Origin of the sequence: Streptomyces sp. CB02261, assembly GCF_001905665.1 — a bacterium.
Taxonomy (GTDB): Bacteria; Actinomycetota; Actinomycetes; order Streptomycetales; family Streptomycetaceae; genus Streptomyces.
Map to the genome: position 1 here is coordinate 425568 of NZ_LIVX01000002.1, position 12001 is coordinate 437568.

10 protein-coding genes are annotated in these 12001 nt (G+C 73.4%); 3 read left to right on the forward strand and 7 right to left on the reverse strand.

From position 1 onward, the window contains the following. Window positions 1–3: 3 nt before the first annotated feature. The 3 genes from AMK29_RS07400 to AMK29_RS07410 all read right to left on the reverse strand — a co-directional run bounded on the left by AMK29_RS07400 (window position 4) and on the right by AMK29_RS07410 (window position 3224). Window positions 4–1269 (reverse strand): AAA family ATPase, encoded by a 1266-nt coding sequence (locus AMK29_RS07400; protein ID WP_073809316.1) that lies wholly within the window; start codon window positions 1267–1269, stop codon window positions 4–6. Window positions 1270–1276: 7 nt separating this feature from the next. Then, window positions 1277–1984, reverse strand: a complete 708-nt coding sequence (gene cpaB / locus AMK29_RS07405; RefSeq protein WP_073809320.1) for a Flp pilus assembly protein CpaB — start codon at window positions 1982–1984, stop codon at window positions 1277–1279. A 91-nt stretch (window positions 1985–2075) separates the two neighbouring features. Then, entirely contained in the window at window positions 2076–3224 is a 1149-nt protein-coding gene (locus tag AMK29_RS07410) for a hypothetical protein (RefSeq protein ID WP_073809327.1), read from the reverse strand. Window positions 3225–3596: 372 nt separating this feature from the next. Between AMK29_RS07410 and AMK29_RS07415 the strand changes: the two genes are divergently transcribed. Continuing rightward, window positions 3597–5318, forward strand: coding sequence for a chitinase (locus tag AMK29_RS07415; RefSeq protein WP_198942193.1), 1722 nt, complete (start codon window positions 3597–3599; stop codon window positions 5316–5318). A 61-nt stretch (window positions 5319–5379) separates the two neighbouring features. Here the strand turns inward: AMK29_RS07415 and AMK29_RS07420 are convergent, their stop codons facing one another. After that, window positions 5380–6720 (reverse strand): serine/threonine-protein kinase, encoded by a 1341-nt coding sequence (locus AMK29_RS07420; RefSeq protein WP_073809334.1) that lies wholly within the window; start codon window positions 6718–6720, stop codon window positions 5380–5382. A gap of 95 nt (window positions 6721–6815) precedes the next feature. On the opposite strand from AMK29_RS07420, the gene AMK29_RS07425 reads away from it, so the two are divergent. After that, a complete protein-coding gene (locus AMK29_RS07425) occupies window positions 6816–8171 on the forward strand; it encodes a M14 family metallopeptidase (RefSeq protein WP_073809338.1) in 1356 nt (451 codons plus the stop codon). Window positions 8172–8243: 72 nt separating this feature from the next. Here the strand turns inward: AMK29_RS07425 and AMK29_RS07430 are convergent, their stop codons facing one another. The 3 genes from AMK29_RS07430 to AMK29_RS07440 are packed head-to-tail and all read right to left on the reverse strand — an operon-like array spanning window position 8244 to window position 10608. Further along, complete coding sequence (locus AMK29_RS07430) at window positions 8244–8657, reverse strand: RidA family protein (protein ID WP_073809341.1); 414 nt, start codon at window positions 8655–8657, stop codon at window positions 8244–8246. After that, window positions 8654–9415, reverse strand: a complete 762-nt coding sequence (locus AMK29_RS07435; RefSeq protein ID WP_073809345.1) for an IclR family transcriptional regulator — start codon at window positions 9413–9415, stop codon at window positions 8654–8656. The genes AMK29_RS07430 and AMK29_RS07435 overlap by 4 nt, the downstream gene beginning before the upstream one ends. Continuing rightward, complete coding sequence (locus AMK29_RS07440; protein WP_073809349.1) at window positions 9412–10608, reverse strand: sugar kinase; 1197 nt, start codon at window positions 10606–10608, stop codon at window positions 9412–9414. The genes AMK29_RS07435 and AMK29_RS07440 overlap by 4 nt, the downstream gene beginning before the upstream one ends. 123 nt (window positions 10609–10731) lie before the next feature. On the opposite strand from AMK29_RS07440, the gene AMK29_RS07445 reads away from it, so the two are divergent. Beyond that, the gene (locus AMK29_RS07445; protein ID WP_073809351.1) at window positions 10732–11997 is read left to right on the forward strand and encodes an alanine racemase; all 1266 of its coding nucleotides are present in this window, start codon (window positions 10732–10734) and stop codon (window positions 11995–11997) included. Window positions 11998–12001 lie beyond the last annotated feature (4 nt).

The following is a 12001-nucleotide window of genomic DNA, read 5'->3' on the forward strand; positions in this document are numbered from 1 at the left end:
GCCTCAGCGTCCTCCGGTGCGGCGGCGCAGGCCGAGGGAGCCGCGGTCGCCGGCGCGGGCGAGCTGCTTGCCGGGCTTGCCGTGGGTCGCGGCGGCCGGGGCTCCGACGAGGCCCAGTTCGCCGGCGAGGGTCCACAGGGCCTGCTTGACGGTGGACTTGGCGTCGAGCTCGTGGAGCCGGCCGGCGTCGACGACGGCCTGGAGTTCCTTGAACTGGGCGGGGACGGCGACGCCCGCGACCCGGGTGCCGGTGATCTTCTGGACGAGGGGCGGCTGGATCTCGGTGGAACGGTGGTGGCGGTTGACCACGGTCACCGTCTCCTCGGCCTTGCGGACCTGGAGCCGTTCCCACATGCGTACGGTCCGTTTGGCCGCCCGTACGGCGACGACGTCGGGGGTGGCGACCAGCAGGGCGGTGTCGGCCATCTCGATGACGGCGGCGCTCGCGCCGGTGAGCTGGGAGCCGCAGTCGACGACGACGACCTCGTGCCGGCCGCGCAGGGCGCTGACGACCTGGCGGGCGGCGCGGTCGGTGACCTCTTCGCCGCGTTCGCCCTCCGCCGGGGCGAGGAGCAGCGAGAGGCCGGTCTCGTGGACGTAGACGGCGTCCTGGAGGACCCGCGGCGAGATGTCGGTGATGGAGGCGAGGTCGGCGACGGAGCGCCGGAACTGGACGTCGAGGTAGGAGGCGATGTCGCCGCCCTGGAGGTCCATGTCGACGAGGGCGACGGTGCGGCCGGAGGCGCGGGCCGCGAGGGCGAGGTGGACGGCGGTGACGGTGGTGCCGACGCCGCCCTTGGCGCCGCTGACGGTGACGACGGTGCCGCCGGGGCCGGTGACCTGTTCGGCGCCGGCGCCGAGGTGGCGGCGGACGCCGGCGGACCACTGGGCGGCGGCCTGGACGCGGCTGGCGAGCTCCTCGTATCCGAGGGGGAGGGTGACGAGTCCCCGGGCGCCGGAGTCCATGGCGGCGGAGAAGAGGACGGGGCTGGCGTCGGCGGTGATGAGGACGACGCCGACGGCGGGGAAGCGGAGGGCGACCTCGCGGACGAGTTCGAGCGCGGGGACGGGGCCGATCCGCTCGTGGACGAGGACGACCTCGGGGAGTTCGTCGAGGGAGGCGGCGGCGAGGCGGGCGAGGGTGTCGACGAGCTGGGTGGAGTCGGTGACCGGCGGCGCGGGTTCGGCGTCGGGGAGCTGGCCGATCAGGGTGGTGACGGACCGGGCCGCGTCGGGGTCTCCGACGGCCGGCAGGATCCTGGTGGTCATACCGGCCTCACTTGTCCTTGTCGAGCGTGTAGGTGCGGTCGCGCTGGTCGGCCGGTGCGCCGCCGGTGCTGGGGGCGACGAGCGCGAGGCGTACGTGCTCGGCGAAGGACTCGGCGTACGCGACGCGCTGGGTGTCGAGGGTGGAGAGCGCGAAGCTGATCGGGACGGCCTGGGCGGTGCGGCCGGAGCGGTCGTTGCTGTCACTGATCGGGGTGAGCTTGCCGACGGAGAGGACGCGGGCGCCGGCGACGATCATCCGGGACTGGGAGGGGGCGTCCTTCTTCTCGCCGGCGAAGGTGGCGTAGATGTTGACGGTGGCGCCCGCGGTGATCTTTCCGGCGACGCCGGTCGCCGCGTCGACCATGATCGCGATCTCCTGCTGGCCCGGCTGGAGTTCGGGCTGCTCGACGATCATGTCGGTCTGGAGGAGCGAGCCGGCCTTGAGCTTGGTGACGGCGATCCTGCCCTCGATCTGGCGGAGGTCGGTGACGGCGGTGTCGGAGAGCCAGCGCTTCGGCATGGAGATCTTCTCGAACTGGTCCGCCTTCAGCGGGGTGTAGGGGGCCACGCCGCTCCTGACCCGGTAGGCGGTGGTCTCCGGGCCGACCTTGGAGTTCACGTCGCTGATGACGGCGAGGACGCCGGCGAAGGCCCCGAGGGCGCACAGGACGGACAGCAGCAGCAGGATGACGCCGCGGCGCTGACGGGAGTTCATGGCCGTACTTCCTCGACGGTCGGAGACGTGGGTCCGGGCGGACGGGGCTGGTGGGCGGGCGGTCGTACGGGGACGCGGCGCCGGGGACGGTTCATGGCAGGGTGCGCGGGCCGCGGGGGGCGTGCGAGGCGGGCCGCAGGGCGCCGGGACCGAGTGCGTCGGTGGGCTGCGCGCCGGGCTCCAGGGCTCCGGGGGGCTGCGCGCCGGGGGCTTGCGCGCCGGGACCGAGGGCGCCGGGTGCCTGCCCACCAGGTCCCAGAACGCCCGCCTCCGCGCCGGCCCCCAGGACGCCGGGCGGCTGCGTGCCCGCTCCCAGGGCTCGGGTCTGGTGCCCGCCCGCCGTCACCGCGTGCTCCCCCGCCGCCGCGGCCCGTTCCGCCCCCTGCGCGCGGCCCGCCGAATCCGCCGGCTGCGCCCCCAGGGTGAGGGGTGACCCGCAGAAGCCGCAGCGGTCGCCGATCAGGTCCATCGCGCACCAGTGGCAGGTCTCGCGCCGGACGGAGGAGACGAGCTGGTAGAGGACGGACAGGTCGGGCAGGTACGCGGCGAACTCGACGAGCTTGCCGGTGCCCCACCAGCCGGGCGAGGACTCGGGCAGCGGGGTCTCCAGGGCCGCGCCCTGGATCCGCCAGCGCGGCACGAGGGTGGTGGTGGGCCAGTCGGTCTGGAGCTGGCCGCGGGCGAGGAGGAGTTCGGTGGTGAACTCGGGTCCCGCGAGGGGCGTCTCGCCGTTGCCGACGCGCGTGATCTGCGGGGTCGGTCCGGCGAGTACGGCGAAGTGGGCGCCGGGCAGCCAGCTCTTGAGGTGGGAGCCGAGGCTGACGGGGACGCGGTCGAGCCGGGAGACGGAGCCGAGGACGGCTCCCGCGTAGATGTAGTGGGCGAGCAGCCGGGCGGCGGAGGCGAGGACGCCGGCGCTGAACTCACAGCCCGCCAACTGCCGCAGCTGGCGGACGAGTACGGCCGCGCCGAGGGGCGGCAGGTCCGTGCGGACCAGGGCGATCCGGTCGCTTTCGAGCAGGGAGCGGACGGCGTGCACCCGGCGCTCGACGGCCGCGGGGGCAGAGGTGGGACAGACGACGACCACGTGGCCGTACCGGGCGAGGAGCTGCTGCATGTCGGCGACGGACGCGTCGAGCGACTGCGTCCCGGGGGCCGGCAGGACGGCCGCGTGCGGGGTGCCGGGGTCGGTCGGCGGCAGCACCAGGTCGGCGCTGGTGACGGCGATCGCTGTCGCCACGTCGGACCCCCCGTCCCTCCGGCCTCCGGGCTCACGGGGGCCGTGGATCACTTACCGCGTTCACGGCATCACCGCAGGGTGTTGCCGCTCTGCACCTTATCCACGTCCCCCGGGGTGGTGAACACACAATCCGCCAAGCTGCGCCCATTTCTTTGGCCCCGGAGCCCGGCCCGTCCCGGCCGGTCGCACCCCGCCCGAACAGCGCCTGCCGCCAAAGGTCTTGACAACGCGATTGGTCTGGACCAGCTTGTTCCGACAACGGTGGCCACCGTCCGCACCCCGCACCCCCGCACAGCCTCGTACCCCCTACGAGCCCTCCGTACGACGACGTACGGCACCTCACCTCCACATCCCCAACTCCCCCACCGGAGGATGCACGTGGACCGCACCACCACCCGCCCGCACGGACGCCGCTGGCTCGGCGGAGCCCTCGCGCTCGCCGTCGGCTCCGGGCTCGTCCTCGTCGGCGGAGCCGGCACCGCGCAGGCGGCGGACGTCAACGTGGCCAAGAACGCCGGATTCGAGAGCGGCCTCACCAACTGGGCCTGTTCCGCCGGGAGCGGCGCCGCCGTCTCCTCCCCGGTCCGCACCGGCGCCGGCGCCCTCAGGGCCACGCCGGCCGGGCTCGACAACGCCAAGTGCGTGCAGACCGTGGCCGTGAAGCCCAACTCGACGTACACGCTGAGCGCCTGGGTCCAGGGCGGTTACGCCTACCTCGGCGCGAGCGGCACCGGGACCGGCACCGGCAGCGTCTCCACCTGGACGCCCGACAGCCCCTCCTGGAAGCAGCTCACCACCAGCTTCACCACCGGCGCGAGCACCACCTCGGTCGAGATCTACACCCACGGCTGGTACGGGACCTCCCCCTACCTCGTGGACGACGTCAGCGTGTTCGGGCCCGACGGGGGCGGCGGCCAGGACCCCGACCCGGTCGTCCCCGCCACCCCGGCCGGCCTCGCGGCGGGCGCGGTCACCACGAACTCCGTGGCCCTCAGCTGGGGCGCGGTCTCCGGCGCCACCGGCTACAAGGTGTACCGGGACGGCGCCGCGCCGCAGACCGTGAGCGGCACGTCGACCACCGTCACCGGGCTCAGCGCCGACACCGCGTACCAGTTCCAGGTCGCCGCGACGAACTCCGCGGGCGAGTCCGCGAAGTCCGCCGCCGTGACGGCGCGGACCGCGAAGGCCACCGACCCGGGCCCCGGCCCGGCCGTGCCCAAGCACGCCCTGACCGGCTACTGGCAGAACTTCAACAACGGCGCCACGGTCCAGAAGCTGCGGGACGTGCAGGCGCAGTACGACATCATCGCGGTCTCCTTCGCCGACTCGACGGCCACGCCCGGCCAGATCGTCTTCAACCTGGACCCGGCCGTCGGCTACGCCTCGGTCGCCGACTTCAAGGCCGACATCGCCGCCAAGAAGGCGGCCGGCAAGTCCGTGATCATCTCGGTCGGCGGCGAGAAGGGGAACGTCACGATCAACAGTGACGCCTCCGCGACCGCCTTCGCGAACAGCGCGTACGCCCTGATGCAGGAGTACGGCTTCAACGGCGTCGACATCGACCTCGAGCACGGCATCAACTCCACCTACCTGACCAAGGCGCTCCGCCAGCTGTCCGCCAAGGCGGGCTCGTCCATGGTCCTGACGATGGCCCCGCAGACCATCGACATGCAGAACACGGGTACGGAGTACTTCAAGACCGCGCTCGCGGTGAAGGACATCCTCACCGTCGTCAACATGCAGTACTACAACAGCGGTTCGATGCTGGGCTGCGACGGCAAGGTGTACAGCCAGGGCTCGGTGGACTTCCTCACCGCGCTCGCCTGCATCCAGCTCCAGGGCGGCCTCGCCCCGTCCCAGGTCGGCCTGGGCGTCCCCGCCTCCACGCGGGGCGCGGGCAGCGGCTACGTCGACCCGCAGATCGTGAAGAACGCGCTGGACTGCCTCACCCGGGGCACCGGCTGCGGCACCTTCAAGCCGGCCCAGACCTGGCCGTCGCTGCGCGGCGCGATGACCTGGTCGACCAACTGGGACGCGACGGCCGGCAACGCCTGGTCGAACGCGGTGGGCCCGCACGTCCACAACCTGCCGTAGCGCTTCCGCCGTACGGAGACCCGCAGCGCCGCCGCTCACCCGGCGGCGCTGCGCCGTTCCCTCAGGCGGGCAGGTACCGGGCGAGCACCGGATCGAGCCGCAGGATCCACTCGTCGACCCGGGCGGCACGGCGGCCGTCGACCTCGCAGTCGTAGACCGAGCCGTCGTAGAGGTGGACGCTGACGCGCAGCGCCCGGCCGCGCCGTATGCGCTCGTACCGCACGGCCCCGATCTCGGCCCAGACGAACTCGGCCTCCTCGCCGAAGAGGTGCAGGGACAGCCCGCCCGCGTCGACGGCGATCCCGGAGTTCCGGTCGGCGGCGGCGAAGTCCGGCGCGGGCAGCGGCGGCAGGGAGGGCTGCGGCGGTACGACGAGGGTGGCGGGATGCGGTACGGAGTCGGGGACGGCGTCCTGGACACCGGCCGTCCGCGTCGGCATCGCGTCGAAGGAGACGGGAACGGCGTCGGCGGGCGTCGGGGCCGCGTCGGCGGGCGTCGGGGCCGCCTCGGCAGGTGACGCCGGAGCCGCGTCGGCTGGCGACGCCGGAACCGCGTCGGCGGGCGCCGCCGGGGTCGCGTCGGCGGCGGCTCCCGTCTCCGCTTCCGCACCCAGCGCGTCCAGGATCTGCTCCGGTGTCGGTCGGTCGGCCGGCTGCTTCGCGAGACAGCGGCCGACGAGTCCGCGCAGGGACTCCGGTACGGAGGCGAGGTCCGGGGCCTCGTGGACCGCCCGGTACATGAGACCCATCGGCGTGCCGTCCCCGAAGGGCCGCCCGCCCGCCGCCGCGACGAGCACGGCGCCCAGGGCGAACACGTCGGCGGCGCCCGTCACCTCCTCGCCGAGGGCCTGTTCGGGGGCGAGGTAGCCGGGGGTGCCGAAGGCCGAGCCGGTGGCGGTGAGACGGGTCGACTCCACCGCGCGGGCGATGCCGAAGTCGAGGACGCGCGGCCCGTCGGGGGCCATCACGATGTTGCCGGGCTTGAGGTCGCGGTGGACGAGCCCGCAGGCGTGGATGGCCTCCAGGGCCTCGGCGAGCGCGGCGCCGAGCGAGCGGAGGCGGGCCTCGTCCATGGGGCCCTCGGCGGTGACGAGGGCCGAGAGGGTGGGGCCGGGGATGTAGGCGGTGGCGAGCCAGGGCGCCTCGGCGTCGGGGTCGGCGTCGACGACCTGCGCGGTGTGGAAGCCGCCGACCCGCCGGGCGGCGGCGACCTCGGCGCGGAAGCGCGCGCGGAAGGAGGGGTCGGCGGCGAGTTCCGGCCGGGCGACTTTGACGGCGACGGCACGCCCGCCGCGCGAACGCGCGAGATAGACGGTGCCCATGCCGCCTTCACCTAGTTTGTGCTCGATGACATATCTGCCGATGAGGGTCCCCACGCGGGACAGTATGGCCGAACTCGCCATCTTGACCGGTCCATGACATCGCTTCACCATGTGCCGCAGGTCCGCACCAGCTTGTCGCACACCCCACACCCCACACCCCCCACCCAGGAGACACCATGCGACGTCTCATCAGCGGCAGGAGGTCCGCCACCCTGGCGGCCCTCGTGGCGCTCGCCCTCGCGGCACCCCTCTCCGGGCTCTCCTCACCCGCCGGCGCCGACCCGGCACCGACCTCCGCCCGCATCGCCGTCGGGGCCGAAGAGGTGATCCGGCAGTACGCGATCGCCGGGCCCTCCACCCCGGCCGCCCGCACCGCGCTGCTGGCCACCGGCGTCTCGATCGACGAGGTCGACGCCCGCTCGGTGGTCGTCAGCGCCAACACCGAACAGCTCAGGAACCTCAAGGCGCTCGGCTACAGGCCGGTCGCGCTGCCCGGCCCGCCGAACCGCTCGACCGAGCACGACCACTCCGTCGGCGCGCTCGACTTCCCGTCCGCCGACGCGAAGTACCACAACTTCGCCGAGATGAACGCGGAGATCGACCAGCGGCTCGCCGCCTACCCGTCCATCATGCGCAAGCAGGTCATCGGGAAGTCGTACCAGGGCCGCGACATCGTCGCCATCAAGATCAGCGACAACGTCGCCACCGACGAGAACGAGCCCGAGGTCCTCTTCACCCACCACCAGCACGCCCGCGAGCACCTCACCGTCGAGATGGCGCTCTACCTGCTGCGCGAACTCGGCGCGGGCTACGGCAGCGACTCGCGGGTCACCAACGCCGTGAACGGCCGCGAGATCTGGATCGTCCCGGACCTCAACCCGGACGGCGGCGAGTACGACATCGCCAGCGGCTCCTACCGCAGCTGGCGCAAGAACCGGCAGCCCAACTCCGGCTCCTCGTACATCGGCACGGACATGAACCGGAACTGGAACTACAAGTGGGGCTGCTGCGGCGGCTCCTCCAGCTCCAAGAGCTCCGAGACGTACCGCGGCACGGCCCCCGAGTCCGCCCCCGAGGTCAAGGTCGTCGCCGACTTCGTCCGCTCCCGGGTGGTCGGCGGCAAGCAGCAGATCACCGCGGCCATCGACTTCCACACCTACAGCGAACTGGTGCTCTGGCCCTTCGGCTGGACCAACGCCGACACCGCGCCCGGCATGACCCAGGACGACCGGGACGCCTTCGCGACCGTCGGCGGCAAGATGGCCGCGAGCAACGGCTACACGGCCGAGCAGTCCAGCGACCTGTACATCACGGACGGCTCGATCGACGACTACCTGTGGGGCGCGCACAGGATCTTCGGCTACACGTTCGAGATGTACCCGGCCTCGTCCTGGAGCGGCGGCTTCTACCCGCCCGACGAGGTCATCGAACGCGAGACGAGCCGCAACCGAGACGCGGTGCTCCAGCTCCTGGAGAACGCGGACTGCATGTACCGCTCGATCGGCAAGCAGGCGCAGTACTGCACGGCCTGACGGCCCGTACGCAACGAGGGCGCCCCGGCGGTGATCCGCCGGGGCGCCCCGCCGTGGCCGGGCCGGGGCGGCTCAGCCGAGGACCGCGAGTGCGTCGATCTCGATGAGGAGGCCGGGGGGAAGACCGACGTAGACGGTGGTGCGGGCGGAGGCGGGGGCCGTGAGGCCCTGCTCCTGGAAGTACTCGTTGTAGATCGCGTTCATCTCCGCGAAGTGGTCCACGTCCGTGAGGTAGACGCGCATCATCATCACGTCGTCCCAGGTCGCGCCGCCCTCCTCCAGGATCGCCTTGACGTTGGCGAAGGTCTGCAGGGTCTGCTCGCGCAGGGTCGGGCCCGCGACCGTCGGGGCCTGGCCCTCGACGGCGGGCAGGAAGCCGACCTGGCCGGCGACCTGGAGGATGTTGCCCTTCTTCACGCCGTGCGAGAACTTCGCGGGCGGGGCGGTGTGGGTGGCGGGGGTGAGGGCGGTCTTCTCGGTGCTCATGCGCTGTCCTTCGTCGGGGCGGTGCCGGAGTACTCGCGGCTGATGGCGTCCGCGGTGCCACGCACCTGCGGGAGGAGGGTGAGGAGTTCCTCGGCCGTGACGACCACGTTGGGCGCCGAGACCGACATGGCGGCGACGACGCGCCCGTCGGCGCCGCGGATGGGCGCGCCGACGCAGTTGATGGACTCCTCGTGGCCGCCGAGGTCGGTGGCCCAGCCCTGTTCGCGTACGGTCGCCAGCTCCTTGAGGAAGGCGGCGGCGTTCGGGGTCGAACGGGGGGTGTACGGGGGGTAGTCGAGCTTCGCGGCGACGGCACGGCGCTCGGGCTCGGGCAGGTCGGCGAGGAGCAGTTTGGCGACGGCGGCGACGGTGATCGCGACGGGCTTGCCGATGCGCGAGTACATACGGACCGGATAGCGGCTCTCGACCTTGTCGATGTAGAGGACCTCCCCCTCCTCGTACACGGCGAGGTGGACGGTGTGCCCGATCCGTTCGTTGAGGGCCAGGAGGTAGGGGTGGGCGATCTCCCGGACGTCGAGGTTCTCGACGGCCTCCTGCGCGAGGGCGAAGAGCCGCGCCCCGAGGCGGTAGCGCTGGTCCTGCTGCCGGTGGACGAGGCCGTGCTCGTGGAGGGTGCGCAGCAGGCGCAGGGCCGTGGACTTGTGGACGCCGAGGCGCTCGGCGACCTGCCCGAGGTCGGCGGGGCCCTGGGCGAGCAGCGGAAGGATGCTGAGCGCCCGGTCGACGGTCTGGCTCATGGCGTACGTACCTCCTGGTCGGGGCCCGGGTACACCGTCCAGCCGGGGCCGAGGTGAAGTGTGCCCCAGTCGGCCTCGTCGAGCGCGGCCAGCCGGTCGGCGTGGTCGAACCAGGAGGGGCGCCGCGCAGCGGCTCCGTAAGGGGTGGGGGCCGGGTGACGGGCGGGCGGGAAGGCCAGGTCGCCAGGGACGGTGAGGGCGGCGGCGGCCATGAGGTGCCCGTGGCGGAGCCGGGCCCGCGCGTCGAGCCCGCGCAGAGTGCCGGAGAGGAATCCGGCGGCGAAGGCGTCCCCGGCGCCGACGGGGGCGACGACGTCGACGCGGGGGGCGGGGACGTGGGTGACGGTGTCGGCGCCGGGGGCGGGGACGTGGGCGCGGGTCGGGGTGTCTGCGCCGGGGGCGGGGACGCGGGTGACGGTGTCTGCGCGAGGGGCGGGGCGCTCGAAGAGGACCGCGCCCTCGCCGCCCGCCTTCACCACGAGCCCCGCCGGCTCCGGCAGTACCGCCCGGACCGCGGCCGGATCGGCGACGCCCCACAGCGTCTCGGCCTCGTCCGCCCCGACGAACACGAGGTCGGCCCGGCGTGCGAGGCCGAGCAGCACGTCGGCGGCGTCGCCCCGGCGCCACAGGCCGGGCCGGTGGTTGACGTCGAAGGAGACGAGCGGGCGGCCGGGCCGGGGCGCGGTGAGTTCCCGCATCAGCGCCAGGCAGTCGGCGGACAGCGCGGCCGTGATGCCGGTCAGATGGAGGATCCGCGCGTCGGCGACGGAGGAGTACGGGACGGTGGCCGGCGACATCGCGGACGCGGCCGAGCCCGCCCGGTAGTAGACGACCTCGTGCGCGTCGGCGGCCCGGTCGGTGGCGGTGCGGAAGTAGACACCGGTCGGCCGGTGCGGGTCGCGGCGGACGGCGCCGACGTCGACGCCGTAGCCGGCGATGGTCTCGACGAGGTGGTCGCCGAACCCGTCCCGTCCGACCCGGCCGACCCAGCGCGCGCGGTGCCCGGCGGCGGCGAGGGCGCAGGCGACGTTGGACTCGGCGCCGCCGATCGCGCGGGTGAAGGCGGGGACGTCGGCGAGGCGTCCCGGGCGGGCGGGAAGGAAGGTGACCATGGACTCACCGAGGCAGACGAGTTCCGGGGGCGAGGGCGCGGACGGGTCCGTGGTCGCGTCCGGGGGCGCGTGTCCGCTCACTCTCGGGCTCCCTGTGACTCCTACGGGTCCATTGACCCGGCCTCGGCCCGGATGTTAGACAGCCTTGAGCAATATGCGCAATGAGTGTTGCACGGAATGCAACACATCCGACGAGGAGGCCACATGCCCGACCTGGCGAACGAGCGCGTCGACCACCGCTTCAAGGCCCTGCCCCCGGACGCCGAGGGCCTGACCGTCGGCGAGCTCTCGGCCCAGCGGCGCAACCTCTTCACCGGCGGCTTCACCACCCCGGTGCTCGCCCTCTCCGCCGAGTCCGTCGAGCACAACCTGCGCCTCCTGGAGACCTACGCCGAGCGCCACGGCCTCGCGTTCGCCCCGCACGGCAAGACCTCCATGGCCCCCCAGCTCTTCGACCGGCAGCTGGAGCACGGCGCCTGGGGCATCACCGCCGCCGTGCCCCACCAGGCCCGGGTCTACCGCGCGCACGGGATCGCCCGGATCTTCCTCGCCAACGAGGTCGTGGACGCCGCCGCCCTGCGCTGGCTCGCCGCCGAACTCGACGCCGACCCGGACTTCCACGTCATCTGTTACGTCGACTCGGTGCGGGGCGTCGAGCTGATGGACGAGGCCCTGCGCGCGGCGGGCGCCCGCCGCGCGGTGCACGTCGTCGTCGAGCTCGGCGCCGGCGACGGGGCCCGTACCGGCGTCCGTACGGAGGCCGAGTGCGCCGCCGTCGCGGACGCGGTCGCCGCCGTCACCACCCTGCGGCTCGTCGGCGTCGCCGGGTACGAGGGCGAGGTGCCGAAGCCGGACCCGGAGCGGGTCCGTGCCTGGCTGCTCCGGCTGACCGCGCTCGCCGCCGCCTTCGACAAGGAGGGCCGCTTCGACGCCGGCATCGGGGAGATCGTCGTCAGCGCGGGCGGCAGCGCCTGGTTCGACACGGTCGCGGAGGTCTTCGCGGAGCTGCCCGAGCTCTCGCTGCCGGTGCTGAAGCTGCTGCGCTCGGGGGCGTACGTCTCCCACGACGACGGCCAGTACCGCAACCTGACCCCCTTCAACCGGGTCCCCGAGGAGGGCGCGCTCCAGCCCGCGTTCCGGCTCTGGTCGCAGGTCGTCTCCCGCCCCACCGACGAGCAGGCCTTCACCAACGCGGGCAAGCGGGACGCCGCCCACGACCTGCACCTGCCGGAGGCGCAGGTGGTCCGCGACGCCCGTACGGGTGAGATCCGCGCCGCCGAGGGCATCACCGTCACGGGCCTCTCCGACCAGCACGCCTGGCTCGCCACCGGTCCCGGGGCCGACCTGGAGGTAGGCGACTGGGTCGGCATGGGGCTCTCGCACCCCTGCACGTCCTTCGACAAGTGGCAGCTGATCCCGCTGGTCGAGGCGGACGGCACGGTGGTCGACCACATCCGCACCTTCTTCTAGGAGC

What these genes read in the sequence shown, in the direction of transcription:
- AMK29_RS07400 (WP_073809316.1), bottom strand. Translation starts at nt 1,269, where the DNA reads ATGACCACCAGGATCCTGCCGGCCGTCGGAGACCCCGACGCGGCCCGG.
- cpaB (WP_073809320.1), bottom strand. Translation starts at nt 1,984, where the DNA reads ATGAACTCCCGTCAGCGCCGCGGCGTCATCCTGCTGCTGCTGTCCGTC.
- AMK29_RS07415 (WP_198942193.1), top strand. Translation starts at nt 3,597, where the DNA reads ATGCACGTGGACCGCACCACCACCCGCCCGCACGGACGCCGCTGGCTC.
- AMK29_RS07420 (WP_073809334.1), bottom strand. Translation starts at nt 6,720, where the DNA reads ATGGCGAGTTCGGCCATACTGTCCCGCGTGGGGACCCTCATCGGCAGA.
- AMK29_RS07425 (WP_073809338.1), top strand. Translation starts at nt 6,816, where the DNA reads ATGCGACGTCTCATCAGCGGCAGGAGGTCCGCCACCCTGGCGGCCCTC.
- AMK29_RS07430 (WP_073809341.1), bottom strand. Translation starts at nt 8,657, where the DNA reads ATGAGCACCGAGAAGACCGCCCTCACCCCCGCCACCCACACCGCCCCG.
- AMK29_RS07435 (WP_073809345.1), bottom strand. Translation starts at nt 9,415, where the DNA reads ATGAGCCAGACCGTCGACCGGGCGCTCAGCATCCTTCCGCTGCTCGCC.
- AMK29_RS07445 (WP_073809351.1), top strand. Translation starts at nt 10,732, where the DNA reads ATGCCCGACCTGGCGAACGAGCGCGTCGACCACCGCTTCAAGGCCCTG.